Origin of the sequence: Streptomyces boninensis (assembly GCF_048572725.1) — a bacterium.
Classification (GTDB): Bacteria; Actinomycetota; Actinomycetes; order Streptomycetales; family Streptomycetaceae; genus Streptomyces; species Streptomyces boninensis.
Genome location: NZ_CP183837.1, coordinates 8,993,914 through 9,008,388, shown reverse-complemented (window position 1 = coordinate 9,008,388; position 14,475 = coordinate 8,993,914). Strand labels below are relative to the sequence as shown.

The window sequence follows — 14,475 nt, the reverse complement described above, 5'->3', positions numbered from 1 at the left end:
TCTTTGTGGTGCTCAGGGCTTTCCACAAGGCTTTTGAAAGGGGTTGTGAAAAGGGTTGCGGCCTGCCTAGCGTGGTTTCCGTGATGCCCACCTCCCGGGACATCCGGGCCCGGAACCGGCGGCTCCTGCTGCAGCACATCGTCGCCCAACCCGCCGTCTCGCGACCCGCGTTGGCCGCCGCGACGGGCCTCAGCCATGCCACCGTCGGCACCCTCGCCGCCGAGCTGCTCGACCTCGGCCTGGTCGCCGAGTCCGGCCATGAGGAATCCGCGGGCGGCCGCCCCCGCGCGCTGCTCACCGCGGCCGGCGCGGACGGCCGGCTGATCGGCGTGGACGTCGCGGAGACCTACGTCCATGCCGAGCTCTTCGACCTCTCCCTCTCCGTGCGCGCCAGCGCCGCCGCCCCGCTGCAGCCCGCCGACCTCACCCCGGAGACCGTCGTCGACCGCATCGCGGCCGCCATCGATTCCGCCCTCGCCCGCGGCGGCGTGGAGCGCGGCTCGGTCCTCGGCGCGGGCGTCAGCATGCCCGGCCAGGTCGACCGCCCGGGCAGCGGCCTCGCCGCCATCGCCTATGCCGCCAACTGGGACTGGCAGGACGTCCCCCTGACCGCCCGCCTCGCCGCCCGGCTCCCGTACCCCGTCCACCTCGACAACCCGCTGCGCGCCTGCACCGCCGCCGAGCTCTGGTTCGGCGCCGCCCGCGGCCGCGCCGACGCCGTCGTGCTCAACCTGGGTACGGGCGTGGGCGCGGGCCTGGCCGTAGGCGGCGAGGTCTACCGGGGAGCGACCAACAGCGCGGGCGAGTGGGGCCACACCACGCTTGTCCTCGACGGCCGCCGCTGCCACTGCGGCGCCCGCGGCTGCGTCGAGGCGTATGTCGGCGCCGCCGGCATCATGCGTACGATCCGCGAACGCGCCCCGCGCTCCTTGCTCCTGAACCCGCACGACCAGACGGCCACCGTCGCCGCCCTGGGCCGCGCGGCCACCGCCGGCGACCCGGCCGCCGTGGACGTACTGTCCGAAACCGCCCGATATCTCGGCGCCGCCGCAGCGGACCTGGTCAACCTCCTCAACCCGGAGGTCGTCGTCCTCAGCAGCTGGGTGGCCGCCGCCCTCGGCGAGCCGCTGCTGCGCAAGGTGCGCACCGAGGTCCGCGCGCGGGCGCTCCCCCGCCCCGGCGGCGCCGCCGAGATCGTCCTGTCCCCCGTCCCGTCCAACCCCGTCAGCCTCGGCGCCGCCGCCTTCGCCCTGGAGGGCGCGCTGGCGCCGAAGTCCCGGAAAGGAACCCGATGACCGTCAGCTACTACGAGGACGTGTCCCCCGGCACCGGCGCGCTGCCGCCGCGCGCCTGGTCCCCCGGCTCGGACGCCGCCCGGCTCGACCTCGGCGGCGTGTGGGCCTTCCGCCTCTCCCCGGAGGCGGCGGGTACGGGCGAGGCGTTCCTCCGCGACGACTTCGACGCGGAGGGCTGGTACCGGATACGGGTGCCGGGCCACTGGGTGCTGCAGGGCCACGGATCGTACGGCTCCCCTGCGTACGCCAACGTCCGCTATCCCTTCCCGGTCGACCCGCCCCGCGTGCCGACCGAGAATCCGACCGGCGACCATCGCCACGTATTCGACCTGCCGGATGACTGGCCGGCGGCAGGCGACGCCGTGCTGCGCTTCGACGGCGTCGAGTCGTGCGCGCGGGTGTGGCTCAACGGGGAGGAGCTCGGCGTCTTCCAGGGCAGCCGGCTGCAGCACGAGTTCGCGGTCGGCGCGCTGCTGCGGCCGCGCGGGAACGTGCTCGCCGTGCGCGTCCACCAGTGGTCCGCGGGCAGCTACCTGGAAGACCAGGACATGTGGTGGCTGCCGGGCATCTTCCGCGAGGTGACGCTGCTGCACCGGCCGGCGGACGCGGTGCGCGATTTCGAGGTACGGGCCGACTACGAGCACGCGACCGGGACGGGCGTGCTGCGCGTCGACTGCGAGCCGGGCGGCCGGATCTCCGTACCGGAGCTGGGGATCGAGGCGGCGACAGCCGAGACGGTGCGGGTGCCGGTGGAGCCGTGGACGGCGGAGACGCCGCGGCTGTACGACGCGGTGCTGGCGACCGGCGGCGAGCGGGTGGCGCTGCGGGTCGGCTTCCGGACGGTGGCCGTCGAGGACGGCGTGCTGAAGGTCAACGGGCGTCGGATCCTCTTCCGCGGCGTGAACCGGCACGAGTTCCACCCGGAGACCGGCCGCACCCTCGACACCGAGACCATGCGCCGCGACCTGCTGCTCATGAAGCAGCACAACATCAACGCCGTCCGCACCAGCCACTGCCCGCCGCACCCCGCCTTCCTCGACCTCTGCGACGAGCTCGGCCTCTGGGTGATCGACGAGTGCGACCTGGAGACGCACGGCTTCGAGGAGGTCGGCTGGCGCCGCAACCCGGTCGACGACGACCGCTGGACGCCCGCGCTCCTCGACCGGGCCGAGCGGATGGTCGAGCGCGACAAGAACCACGCGTCGGTGGTGATGTGGTCGCTGGGCAACGAGTGCGGCAAGGGCCGCGGCCTCGCGGCGATGGCCGCGTGGATACGGGAACGCGACCCCTCGCGCCCGATCCACTACGAGGGCGACTGGTCGTGCGCGGACGTGGACGTGTACTCGCGGATGTACCCCGAGCACGCGGAGGTCGAGGCCATCGGGCAGCGCAAGGAGGCGCCGCTCGACGACCCGGAGCTGGACGCGCGGCGGCGGGCGATGCCGTTCATCATGTGCGAGTACGCGCATGCGATGGGCAATGGTCCTGGTGGGCTCCTGGAGTACCAGCAGCTCTTCGAGACGTACGAGCGCTGCCAGGGCGGCTTCGTCTGGGAGTGGATCGACCACGGCTTCGCGGACTCGCGCTACGGCTTCGCCTACGGCGGCGACTTCGGCGAGGAGCTGCACGACGGCAACTTCGTCTGCGACGGGCTGCTCTTCCCCGACCGGACGCCGTCGCCGGGGCTGCTGGAGTTCAAGAAGGTGATCGAGCCGGTGCGGATCGCCCCCGAGGGGGCGGGGGTGCGGATCACGAATCTGCATGACTTCGCCGGGCTCGGCCACCTGACGTTCGAGGTGGACGGCGGCGACGGCGAGACGCTGAAGGTGCCGGAACTGGCGCCCGGCGAGAGCGCGCTGGTGCCGCTGCCGGAGGCGGCCGCTGGGCTGCGGACCGTACGGGCGGTGCTGGCCGAGGATGCCGGCTGGGGCGAGCGCGGGCATGTGGTGGCTTGGGGACAGGTGCCTGTCGAATCCTCTCCGGCGACCGCGGTGTCTGAACCTGCCGCCACTGCCGTGCGCGATGGCGACCGGATCACACTCGGCCCGGGGCAGTTCGACGCCCGCACCGGCGCCCTGCTCCAGCTCGGCGACCTGCCGATCGTCTCCGCGCCGCGGCTGGACGTCTGGCGGGCGCCCACCGACAACGACGAGGGTCCGGTCTGGATGCCGGCGACCACGGCCGCCGGGCAGTGGCGGCAGCTCGGCCTCGACCGGGTGCAGCACCGCGTCGACGCGGTGGTCGCGGACGGGCCGGAGCTGACCGTACGCACCCGGGTGGCGCCGGCCGCCCGCGACGCCGGGCTCCAGGTCACGTACCGCTGGAGCGCGAGCGCGGCGGAGCTCCGGCTCGAGGTGGACGTCGAGCCGGACGGCACCTGGCCCTGCTCACTGCCGCGCCTCGGCATCCGTCTGGGCATCCCCGCCGCGTACGGCCACGCCTCCTGGTACGGCGGCGGGCCCGGCGAGGCCTACCCGGACACCCGGGCCGCCGCGATGACCGGACGCTGGGAGTCCACGGTGGACGACCTGCAGACGCCGTACGTCCGGCCGCAGGAGAACGGCGCCCGGATCGACGTCCGCGAGGCGGAGCTGCGGGCCGGAGCAGAGACCGAAGCAGGGGGCGGCCACGGTCTTCGTATCAAGGGCACCCCCTCCTTCTGGTTCACCGCCCGCCGCTGGACCAGCGAGCAGCTCGACGCCGCCGACCACCGCACGGACCTGACGCCGGGTGACACGGTCTGGATCAATCTGGACCACCGTCAGCACGGCATGGGCTCCCGCTCCTGCGGCCCGGGCGTGCTGCCGCAATACGAGCTCACGCCTGAGCCCGCCCGCTTCTCCTTCGCCTTCAGCCCTCTGCGCTGAGCAGCCGCGACGGCGCCGCCTGCTGCCACGAGTCGTAAAGGATCGTGCGCAGCTCGGCGGTGTCGTCCAGGGCGGATATCCGCACCCGGATCCAGGCGAAGCTCGCCTCATGCCCGGCGATCCAGAACTTCTCCGGCTCCGCCAGCACCAGCTCGTCCCGCTCCAGCTTGGGGCAGCGGACGGCGAAGGACGTCTCGTCCTCCGGGAGGGTGGCGAACATCTTCCCGGCGACCCGGAAGGTGGGCATGGACCAGGCGGTCTTCTCGGTGGTCTCCGGGAGGGAGAGGGCCACCTTCCGGACGTCGTCGGCGCTCAATGACATGAGAAAACGGTAACGTCCGCCACTGACAGTCACGCCGGTGCGGCCGTGAAGGTCAGGTTGAGGTGGTCCTCCACCGGCCGATAGCCGAGCCGCTGGTAGAGGGCGTTGCTGGTGGGATTGGCCAGGTCGGTGAAGAGCAGGACCTGGTCGACGCCGCGGTCCAGGGCGGCCTGTGTCACGGCCGCCGTGGCGGCGCCCGCGTAGCCGCGGCCGCGCAGCTCGCGCGGCGTGTAGACGGGTGCGACGCGCGCCATCCCGGCGACGGTGCGGGAGATGCCGCAGAGGGAGACGGGCTCGCCGTCGCGCTCCCAGAGCGTGTAACCGCCGTAGCCGATCCGGGAGTCGACGGCCCGCCCGGCCGTGGCCGTGCCCTCGACGCCGACGTTCTCGTTGAACGCCGCCACCCACTTCACCAGCAGCTCCCGGTCGCCCTCCCCGGCGACCCGCGCCCGCCCCTCGGGCATGGGGTCCGGCGGGACGAGCTCTCCGAGCCGGTAGAGCCGGTGCTTTTCGTGGACCGTCACCTCGTCCCCGGTGAGCTTGCCCCACGCGGCGCCGAAGGCCTCTGCGGCGGGACGGCCGGCGTTCACGCCGGTGACGGGGGTGCCGTCGGCGCGCAGCGCCTCGGCCAGCTCCGCCGCGGCCCGGTCCGGCATCCGCGACAGCACGGGCGGGTGCGGCAGCGTGTGCGCGTACGCCCCGGCGACCTCCCCGTCGTCGCCGTCGCGCCACCATCCGAAGCGGGGCGTCGCGTCCCCGAAGCGCCCGGGACTCTCGCGGACGGTCGCGGCGATCGTCAGCAGGATGGTGTGCGCGGCGGGGTGCGTACGCACATAGCCGCCGGCCTCGGCTTCGTAGGCATCGAGCTCTGTCGTCGTCGTCCAACCCATGACCAGATCTTGCTATGCGCGCCGCTGCCGCGCACCTCGATAACCGTCAATAACCGCTCACCCGCAAGGTGATGTTCAGCCGCCCGTCGAGCCCCAGGGCGGGCGGCGCGGTGCCGCGCCGGGTCCGTACGACCCCGTGATAGGCGAAGCGCGCCGCCTCGCCGAACACGAAGAGGTCCCCTGAGGCCAGCTCGACGTCCGTATACGGCTGCCCGCGCGACTCGGCGTTCCCGAACCGGAAGGTGCACGTGTCCCCGATGCTGAAGGACACGACGGGCGCATCCGTCTTCTCGTCGCTGTCCCGGTGCATGCCCATGTGGGCGCCGTCACCGTAGAAATTGATCAGCGCGATGTCGTACGCGGGCGCCCCCTCGAACCCCGCCGCGGCGACGGCCTCCCGCCCGAGGTCCCCGAGCCAGCCGGGGAACAGCTTGACGGCGGCCCCGTCCCCGTCGACGACGGTCCGCGCGTATCCGTACGGATACCAGTGCCACCCAAGACACACCTGCCGCGCCGTCATCACCCCACCACCGGGGAGCCGCACGGTGCGCAGCCCGGCGGGCGGCCGGGCCCAGTCGCGGCAGGCTGCCAGCAGGCGGGCCTGCGACTGCGGGCTCAGCCAGTCCGGGACGTGCAGCGCACCAGGCGCCACCTCGACGCGTTCCCGGGGGAACAGCCCGCCGTCCATGAGCGCCACCTCCACCGTCTCCGCGGCATTCTGCGGCCGCCATTGTGATCATGTCGAATGCGCCCGCGCCGCCCGCCGGCGCGGGCGGCGGCCGCGCGGCGGACCAGCGCCGCTCAAGCCTGCCCCTAGCCGGGGAAACCAGGATTCACCTGGAACCCACCGACACCTGGGGGCATGATGTCCGAACGGCCTGACCTTGCACGTCTGTACGCGGCCGCACAGGAAGCGGCCGAGCTGGTGGATGTCGCCTGCTCGCGCGACAAGCTGTGGCCGGTGCTGACCGCGTTCCAGGATGCGCACGGCTCCCCCGTTGTGTTCAATATGGTGGCCGGCGGGGGGCGTACCGGAGATCTGTCGTTCGACTTCATGGTGCCGCCGAGTGCCGGCGACCCGTATGCCATCGCGCTTGCGGCCGGCCTGGCCGAGGAAACGGATCACCCGGTCCGCGGCCTGTTCGCCGAGCTGCAGGAGCGGTTCTCCATATATGCCTTCGGCGTCGACTACGGCATCAATGACGGATTCAACAAGACGTACGCCTTCTTCCCCCTGGGTGAGCTGCAGGAACTGGCGGCGGTCGCCGAGGTCCCGGCCATGCCGCGCGGCTTGTCCGAGCAGGTGCCGGCCTTCGTCCGCTACGGGCTGGGCGACAAGGTGTCCGCCGTCGCGATCGACTATGCGCGCAGGACGTGGAACGTCTACTTCAACGGGCTCTCCCCCGAGCACGTGCGGCGCGATGCCGTCCGGGCCATGATGAGCGATTTCGGCCTCCCGGAGCCGAGTTCGCGATTACTCGACTTCGTCGAGACATCCTCGGCGCTGTACGCCACCTTCGGCTGGGACTCCGCCACGGTCGAGCGGCTCTGCTTTTCCGCACGGACCACGGATCCGGGCGCACTTCCCGCGCACCTCGAGCCGAAGCTCAAGAAGCTCGCCGCCGGCGCGCCGTACACCTATGAGGGCGATCGGGTGCTGGTCGTCGCCGGCGCCCGGTCGCGCAGCGAGGAGTACTACAAGGTGGCGGCCTATCACGAGATGTCGGCGGGTGCGCACGACAGGGTTCGCGCCGTGAGCACCGACGATGCCGCCGTGCGGCGCGCCAACCGCGCCATCGTCGAGCAGTACATGCACACCCTGGGCCAGGACCGGCTGCGCCGCCACGAGCTCTTCACCGAGGACGGCGTCGGCGGGCTGTGGACCACCGACACCGGCTCTCCCGTCGCCACCCACGGCCGGGACCGGCTCGCGGAGCACGCCGTCTGGTCCCTCAAGTGCTTCCCGGACTGGGAGTGGTACAACATCCGGGTCTTCGAGACGGACGACCCGAACCACTTCTGGGTGGAGTGCGACGGCCACGGCAAGATCCGCTTCGGGGACTATCCGGAGGGCTATTACGAGAATCACTTCCTGCACTCCTTCGAATTCGAGGACGGGAAGATAAAGCGGCAGCGCGAATTCATGAACGGGTTCCAGCAGTTGCGGGCGCTCGGCATACCGGTGCCCGAGATCAAGCGCACCGGAATCCCGACGTGAAGGACGTCATCCGCGACATCCGGATCCGCGGCGCGCAGCATCAGCCCGAATGGAGTGACCCGCTCCAGCTGAACCGGGTGGCCGAGGCGCTGGCCGCGCGCCCCGCCCTCGTACACCCCGACGACGTGGCCACCCTGCGCACGCTGCTCGGCACCGTGGCCCGCGGCGAGGCCCTGGTGGTGCAGTCCGGGGACTGCGCGGAGGATCCGCAGGAGTGCGGCCCGTACCACGTCGCCCGCAAGGTGGCGGTGCTGGACCTGCTCGCCGGGACGCTCGGGCTGATCACCGGGAAGCCCGTGCTGCGCGTGGGCCGGATCGCGGGCCAGTACGCCAAGCCGAGAACCAGCGCGACCGAGCTGGTCAGCGGCGTCGAACTCCCGTCGTTCCGCGGGCACATGGTCAACAGCCCGGAGCCGGACCACGAGAGCCGCCGGGCCGACCCGCTGCGCATCCTCACCGGCTACATGGCAGCCAGCGACGTGGTCGACCGGCTGGGCTGGCGGGAGCGCGGCGCGGGCCGCGATGTCGTGGGCCCGCGGGTCTGGACGAGCCACGAGGCGCTGCTTCTCGACTACGAGGTGCCGATGCTGCGGCTCGACGACGACGCCCGGCTGTTCCTCGGCTCCACGCACTGGCCGTGGATCGGCGAGCGCACCCGCCAGGTCGACGGCGCCCACGTGGCCATGCTCTCCCAGGTCGCCAACCCGGTGGCGTGCAAGGTCGGTCCCGCGATGGAACCCGACGAACTGGTGGCGCTCTGCGAGCGGCTCGACCCGTGGGGCGACCCCGGGAAGCTCACGCTCATCGCGCGGATGGGGGCCGACGGAGTGACCCGCCTGCTGCCGCGCCTGGTGCAGGCCGTACGCGCCGCGGGGCACTCGGCCATCTGGCTCACCGATCCGCTGCACGGCAACACCGTCACGGCGCCCAGCGGCGTCAAGACCCGCTTGGTGGACACCGTCGGCCTTGAGGTGTCCCGCTTTGTCGCCGCGGTACGGGACGCGGGCGGCATCCCCGGCGGACTGCACCTGGAGACGACCCCCGACGACGTCGCCGAATGCGCCGCCACCGAGACCGAACTCGCCTCGGTCGGCGAGCGCTACACCTCCTTCTGCGACCCCCGCCTCACCCCGACGCAGGCCATGTCCGTGGTCGCCTCCTGGCCCGCGGAACCGGCACTCACCGGGCAGGTGCCGATCCCATGACCGGCATCCCCGCCATCCTCGACTACCCGCTCCCCGGCGCGGCCGACCTGCCACCGTCCGCCGTGCCCTGGCAGGCCGAGCCCGCCAGGTCCGTGCTCCTGATCCACGACATGCAGCGCTACTTCCTCAAGCCGCTGCCCACCGGCCTGCGGCACAACCTGCTCCGCGGCGCCGCCCAGCTGCGCGGGCGCTGCGCCGCTCTCGGCGTCCCCGTGGCGTACACGGCTCAACCGGGCGGGATGTCCGACGAAGAGCGCGGGCTGCTCAAGGACTTCTGGGGCCCCGGCATGCGGACCACCGCCGAGGACCGCGAGGTCGACAGCGCCCTCGCGCCGGACGCCGCCGACTGGCTGCTCACCAAGTGGCGCTACAGCGCCTTCTTCAGGACCGATCTGCTGCAGCGGATGCGGGCCGCCGGCCGCGACCAGCTCATCCTGTGCGGCGTCTACGCCCACGTCGGCGTGCTGGCCACCGCCGTCGACGCCTTCACCCACGACATCCAGCCCTTCCTCATCGCGGACGCCACCGCTGACTTCTCCGCGGACTACCACCGCTCGGCACTGACCTACGCCGCCGAGCGCTGCGCCCGCGTCACCACGGTCAAGGAGGTGTTCGCATGACCGACCTGCTGGCCACGGCGCTGGACTCGCCATCGCGGCCGTACGCGCTTCTGCACCGGCCGGGCGCGGCCCCCGGGACCGTAGAAGTCCTCACGGGCGACGTGTCCCTGCCTGCCACCCTCGCCGGCATACCGCTGCCGGCCGCCGGCTCGGGCCCGCGGCACGAGGTCCTGGTCGTCGTGCCGTACCGGCAGCTCGCCGAACGCGGCTTCGCCTGCGCCGACGACGACGCCCCGCTGGTGGCGATGACCATCACGGACAGCCAGGAGCTGCCCCTGGCCGAGGCCCTCGACCGCATCCCCGACGTCCCGACCCCGCTGTCCGGCGGCGGCTTCGACATCGACGACGCGGCGTACGAGGACGTGGTGCGCCGGATCATCAGGGAGACGATCGGCAGCGGCGAGGGCGCGAACTTCGTGATCAAGCGGACCTTCGTCGCCGAGCTCACCGACTACGGACCGCGCCACGCCCCCGCCCTCTTCCGCCGCCTGCTGCGCCGGGAGTCCGGGGCGCACTGGACGTTCCTCATCCACACCGGCACCCGCACCCTCGTCGGCGCCTCGCCCGAGCGCCACATCAGCCTCCAGGGCGGCAAGGCCGTCATGAACCCCATCAGCGGCACCTACCGCTATCCGCCGTCGGGCCCCACCCTCGCGGGCGTGCTGCAGTTCCTCGGTGACCGCAAGGAGACGGACGAGCTGTACATGGTCCTCGACGAGGAACTGAAGATGATGGCCAGGATCTGCCCCGGCGGCGGCCGGGTGGTGGGCCCGTATCTCAAGGAGATGGCGAAGGTCGCGCACACCGAGTACTTCATCGAGGGGCACACCGGCCGCGACGTCCGCGACATCCTCCGCGAGACGATGTTCGCACCCACGGTCACCGGCAGCCCGCTGGAGAGCGCCTGCCGGATCATCCGGCGGTACGAGCCCGGCAGCCGCGGCTATTACAGCGGTGCGGCGGCGCTGATCGGGCGGGATGCCGGCGGCGGGCGGGTCATGGACTCGGCGATCCTCATCCGCACCGCCGACATCGACCCCGCGGGGCACCTCGGCATCGGCGTGGGCGCCACCATCGTGCGCCATTCCGAGCCGGCGTCCGAGGCCGCGGAGACCAGGGCGAAGGCCGCCGCCCTGGTCTCCGCTCTCGGCGGCGGGCAGGAGGCGGAGCGCTACGCCGACCATCCGGTCGTCCGGGAGGCCCTCGGCACCCGCAATGCCGCCATCGCCGGCTTCTGGCTCACCGACGCCGAAGTCCGCGCCGGGTCCCGCGCCGCGGCCCGGCCCGAGCTGGCCGGGCGCAGCGTGCTCGTCGTGGATGCCGAGGACACCTTCACCTCCATGCTCGATCAGCAGCTGCGGTCCCTGGGGCTGGCGGTGACGGTGCGCCGGTTCGATGAGCCGTATGCCTTCGAGGAGCACGACCTGGTCGTGCTGGGGCCCGGGCCCGGCGATCCGCGGGAGCTCGGGCACCCGAAGATGCGGCACCTGCACGCGGCGGTGGACCAACTTCTGCGCGAGCGCCGGCCGTTTCTCGCCGTCTGCCTCAGCCATCAGGTCCTCGGGCTGCGGCTGGGCCTGCCGCTGCGGCGCAGGGCGGTGCCCAATCAGGGCGTGCAGCGGGAGATCGATCTGTTCGGCGCGGCCGAGCACGTCGGTTTCTACAACACGTTCGCGCTGGTCGCCGCGGACGACTCGGTCGCCGTGGACGGCACCGGGCCGGTCCGGGTCGGCAGGGATCCGGCCACCGGCGAGGTGCACGCGCTCAGCGGTCCCGGCTTTGTGTCCCTGCAGTTCCACCCGGAGTCCGTGCTGACGCGAGGGGGGCCGCGCATCGTGGGCACACACCTGGCCGCGTTGCTCGCCCCCGCCCCGGTCGCCGGCCGGGCCTGAGGAGGAGACGAAGATGCACCCGTACGTCGTGGTTGACGCTTTCGCGCGGGAGCCGCTCTCAGGCAATCCGGTGGCGGTGTTCTTCGAGGCCGACGACCTGACCGCAGAGCAGATGCAGCGCATCGCGCGGGAGCTGAACCTGTCGGAGACCACCTTTGTGCTCAGGCCCCGGCAGCCCGGCACCGACGCCCACGTACGGATCTTCACGCCGGTCAACGAACTGCCCTTCGCCGGGCACCCGCTGCTCGGCACCGCCATCGCCCTCGGCGGCCGCGGCGAGGCCGGCCGGCTGCGGATCGAGACCGCCATGGGGATCATCCCGTTCACGCTCGACCGGGCGGACGGCCGCGTCGTCTCGGCCAGCATGCGGCAGCCCGTACCCCGCTGGCGGGCCTTCGACCGCGCCGACGAACTCCTGGCGGCCCTCGGCATCACCGCCTCGGCGCTCCCCGTGGACATCTACCACAACGGCCCCCGGCACGTCCTCGTCGGCCTGGAGAGCGTCGAGGCGCTGTCCAAGCTGGACCCCGACCACCGCGCGCTGGCCCGCTTCCCCGACATGGCGACCAACTGCTATGCGGGGCAAGGGCTTCGCTGGCGCAACCGCATGTTCTCGCCCGCATACGGGGTCGTCGAGGACGCGGCCACCGGCTCCGCCGCCGGGCCCATCGCCATCCATCTCGCCCGGCACGGCCTGATCGAGTACGGGCAGCGCATAGAGATCACGCAGGGCGTCGAGATCGGCCGCCCCTCCCCCATGGAGGCGCTGGTGCAGGGCGCGGGCGACGACGTCGCGTCCGTCACGGTCGCGGGTCCCGGCGTGACCGCCATCGAAGGGGTGCTTCATGTCTGAGACGACGGTCCAGGTGGCCTTTCCCGAGTTCCTCGTCCCCCCGGCGGAGCCGCTGGGGCTGCTGGTGTCCTGGCTCGACGCCGCCGTGGCCAACGGGGTGCGCGAGCCCCGGGCAATGGCGCTGGCCACCGCCGATGCGCGCGGCCGCCCCTCCTCGCGCACCGTTGCCTTCACCAAAGTGACCGACGCCGGGCTGGTGTTCATCACCCACGCCGACAGCCGCAAGGGCCGCGACCTCGCCGAGAACCCGTGGGCCTCCGGCGTCCTGTACTGGCGGGAGACCGGCCAGCAGATCACCCTGGCCGGGCCGGTGGTCCGGCTGTCCGACGCCGAGGCGGAGTCGCTCTGGTACGCGCGGCCGGTCTTCACGCATCCGATGACGACCGTCTCCCGGCAGAGCACGCCCCTGGACGGCCTCGACCACTTCGCGCGGCTGCGGGCGGAGGCGCTGCGGCTGGGCGAGCCGGAGCGGCCGCTGCCGCGGCCTGCCACCTTCGCCGGCTACCGGCTCGAACCGGCCGCCATCGAGTTCTGGGAGTACGGCACCGACCGGCTGCACGAGCGGCTGCGCTACGACCGCACCGACGGCGGCTGGGAGATCAGCAGGCTGCAGCCGTAATCCGCGATCCGCCTGGAGGCACGACCGCCATGTCACCCGCCCGCAATAGGCACGTCGTGGAGCGGTACCTGCGCTCCGACCGGGACAGCCGGCTCCGCCGGCACACCCTCTACACCGAGGACGGCACCACCGCCCTCTTCTACACCGACATCGGCCGGCCCATCGTCGTATCGGGCCGCGAGAATCTCAAGCGGCACGGCGAGCTGGCCCTTGAGGTGCTGCCCGACTGGCAGTGGTCCGATGTGCACCTGTACGAGACCCAGGACCCGTCGGTGATCTGGGTCGAGTGCGAAGGCGAGGGCACCATCCGCTTCCCCGGCTATACGGAGGGCCATTACCGCAACCACTTCATCCTCCGGTTCACGCTGCGCGACGGCCGCATCAGCAGCAGCCGCGAATACAGCAACCCGCTGGAGCACATGAAGTCGCTCGGCATCGCGACCCCGCGCATCCAGCGGGACTGGATCCCCTCCCAGCCCGCATAGCGGTGCGGGCTGGGAGGGGATCCAGCGGCTCAGGTCGCGGGCACCGCTTCGAGCACGCCCGCCTGCGGCGACGGCTCCGCGAAGCGCACGACCTCGAACCCGGCGGCCGTGAGCAGCTCCTCGTGCTCGGCGCGGGTGCGGTTCCGCCCGTTGAGTACGGTCATCATCAGCATGTCGACCGTCTTGCCCGGGTGCGGGTCGTTGCCGGCCGGGATCATCGGGTTGACCACCACGAGCCGCGCGTGCGCGGGCATCGCCTCGCGGCAGGTGCGCAGGATCCGTACGCACTGCTCGTCCGGCCAGCTGGCCAGCACGTGCTTGAGGAAGTACACGTCGGCTCCCGCCGGGACGGAGGTGAAGAAGTCACCCGCCTCGGTCTGCCAGCGGCCGGCCAGCTCCGGCACGTCGAGTACGTGCCCGGCCAGCACATTCTCCAGCTCGAACAGGGTCCCCGTCAGCTGCGGATTGCGCCGCAGCAGCGCGGCCAGCAGGCCGCCGCGCCCGCCGCCCACGTCGACGACGCTCTTGGCCTCCGAGACGTCCACCGCGCCGGCGACGTGATTGCTCAGCGCCTCGGAGACCGACGCCATGCTGGCGTTGAAGGCCTTGCCGAAGTCCGGGTGGGCGGCGACGTAGTCGTAGAACGGGATGCCGTGCTGGACCTCGAAGGCGGTGGTGCCGGTCCGTACGGCCTCGTGCAGGCGGCCCGCCGGCTCCCAGAAGGGGGGCTCCCCGTGCACGATGATGGTGTCGCGCAGCGACATCGGCACATCCGCGCGGAGCGGCTGGGCGAGCGTGGTGAGGTGGAAGCGGCCTTCGTCGTCCTCGCGGAAGACGCCCTTGGTGGCGAGGTAGCGCAGCAGCCGGTAGAGGTGCGGGGCGTGCACCTCGACGGCCTCGGCGAGGTCGGCCGCCGTGCGCGGGCCCGCCACCAGGTGGTCGGCGATGCCGAAGCGCGCGGCGGCGTTCAGGGCGGCCGAGTACACATAGCCATTCGCGAGTTCGAGCAGCGCGCCCGCCGCCTGCGCGGCGCCGGCCGCCGTCGGGGCTGCCGCGCCACCGGGTTCTGTGACTGCCATCGCTGGGTTCCTCTCTCGTGACGGGAGGTGCGCATCACAGCTTCCGCGGTACTCATCGCGTCCCACTTGAGCGCCAGGTGACCGGGGGCACGCGCCGTGGCCGCGGGCCGTATAGTGGCCCGCGACAAGG

13 protein-coding genes are annotated in these 14,475 nt (G+C 72.4%); 9 read left to right on the top strand and 4 right to left on the bottom strand.

What is annotated here, in order from left to right; all coding sequences use genetic code 11:
* Positions 1 to 80: 80 nt before the first annotated feature.
* Together ACNNMR_RS40565 and ACNNMR_RS40560 are read left to right on the top strand one after the other, a co-directional pair.
* Entirely contained in the window at positions 81 to 1,295 is a 1,215-nt protein-coding gene (locus ACNNMR_RS40565; protein WP_419999742.1) for an ROK family protein, read from the top strand.
* Positions 1,292 to 4,162, top strand: a complete 2,871-nt coding sequence (locus ACNNMR_RS40560; RefSeq protein ID WP_419999741.1) for a glycoside hydrolase family 2 TIM barrel-domain containing protein — start codon at positions 1,292 to 1,294, stop codon at positions 4,160 to 4,162. The genes ACNNMR_RS40565 and ACNNMR_RS40560 overlap by 4 nt, the downstream gene beginning before the upstream one ends.
* Here ACNNMR_RS40560 and ACNNMR_RS40555 read toward each other — a convergent pair.
* The 3 genes from ACNNMR_RS40555 to ACNNMR_RS40545 are packed head-to-tail and all read right to left on the bottom strand — an operon-like array spanning position 4,146 to position 6,062.
* A complete protein-coding gene (locus tag ACNNMR_RS40555; protein ID WP_419999740.1) occupies positions 4,146 to 4,484 on the bottom strand; it encodes an MmcQ/YjbR family DNA-binding protein in 339 nt (112 codons plus the stop codon). The genes ACNNMR_RS40560 and ACNNMR_RS40555 overlap by 17 nt on opposite strands.
* A 29-nt stretch (positions 4,485 to 4,513) precedes the next feature.
* Positions 4,514 to 5,374, bottom strand: coding sequence for a GNAT family N-acetyltransferase (locus ACNNMR_RS40550; protein WP_419999739.1), 861 nt, complete (start codon positions 5,372 to 5,374; stop codon positions 4,514 to 4,516).
* 46 nt (positions 5,375 to 5,420) lie between these two features.
* Entirely contained in the window at positions 5,421 to 6,062 is a 642-nt protein-coding gene (locus tag ACNNMR_RS40545) for an alpha-ketoglutarate-dependent dioxygenase AlkB family protein (protein WP_419999738.1), read from the bottom strand.
* A 174-nt stretch (positions 6,063 to 6,236) separates the two neighbouring features.
* Between ACNNMR_RS40545 and ACNNMR_RS40540 the strand changes: the two genes are divergently transcribed.
* The 7 genes from ACNNMR_RS40540 to ACNNMR_RS40510 are packed head-to-tail and all read left to right on the top strand — an operon-like array spanning position 6,237 to position 13,266.
* Positions 6,237 to 7,592: an aromatic prenyltransferase gene (locus ACNNMR_RS40540; protein ID WP_419999737.1), complete on the top strand. Its 1,356-nt coding sequence runs from the start codon at positions 6,237 to 6,239 to the stop codon at positions 7,590 to 7,592.
* Entirely contained in the window at positions 7,589 to 8,797 is a 1,209-nt protein-coding gene (locus tag ACNNMR_RS40535) for a 3-deoxy-7-phosphoheptulonate synthase (protein WP_419999736.1), read from the top strand. The genes ACNNMR_RS40540 and ACNNMR_RS40535 overlap by 4 nt, the downstream gene beginning before the upstream one ends.
* The gene (locus ACNNMR_RS40530; protein ID WP_419999735.1) at positions 8,794 to 9,417 is read left to right on the top strand and encodes an isochorismatase family protein; all 624 of its coding nucleotides are present in this window, start codon (positions 8,794 to 8,796) and stop codon (positions 9,415 to 9,417) included. Before ACNNMR_RS40535 ends, ACNNMR_RS40530 begins: the two co-directional genes overlap by 4 nt.
* The gene (locus ACNNMR_RS40525) at positions 9,414 to 11,309 is read left to right on the top strand and encodes an anthranilate synthase family protein (protein ID WP_419999734.1); all 1,896 of its coding nucleotides are present in this window, start codon (positions 9,414 to 9,416) and stop codon (positions 11,307 to 11,309) included. The genes ACNNMR_RS40530 and ACNNMR_RS40525 overlap by 4 nt, the downstream gene beginning before the upstream one ends.
* A gap of 13 nt (positions 11,310 to 11,322) precedes the next feature.
* Complete coding sequence (locus tag ACNNMR_RS40520) at positions 11,323 to 12,162, top strand: PhzF family phenazine biosynthesis protein (protein ID WP_419999733.1); 840 nt, start codon at positions 11,323 to 11,325, stop codon at positions 12,160 to 12,162.
* The gene (gene phzG, locus ACNNMR_RS40515; RefSeq protein ID WP_419999732.1) at positions 12,155 to 12,781 is read left to right on the top strand and encodes a phenazine biosynthesis FMN-dependent oxidase PhzG; all 627 of its coding nucleotides are present in this window, start codon (positions 12,155 to 12,157) and stop codon (positions 12,779 to 12,781) included. The genes ACNNMR_RS40520 and phzG overlap by 8 nt, the downstream gene beginning before the upstream one ends.
* Before the next feature lie 29 nt (positions 12,782 to 12,810).
* Positions 12,811 to 13,266, top strand: a complete 456-nt coding sequence (locus ACNNMR_RS40510; protein WP_419999731.1) for a PhzA/PhzB family protein — start codon at positions 12,811 to 12,813, stop codon at positions 13,264 to 13,266.
* A gap of 29 nt (positions 13,267 to 13,295) precedes the next feature.
* On the opposite strand, the gene ACNNMR_RS40505 is transcribed toward ACNNMR_RS40510, so the two are convergent.
* Positions 13,296 to 14,345 (bottom strand): methyltransferase, encoded by a 1,050-nt coding sequence (locus tag ACNNMR_RS40505; protein ID WP_419999730.1) that lies wholly within the window; start codon positions 14,343 to 14,345, stop codon positions 13,296 to 13,298.
* Between the last annotated feature and the right edge of the window lie 130 nt (positions 14,346 to 14,475).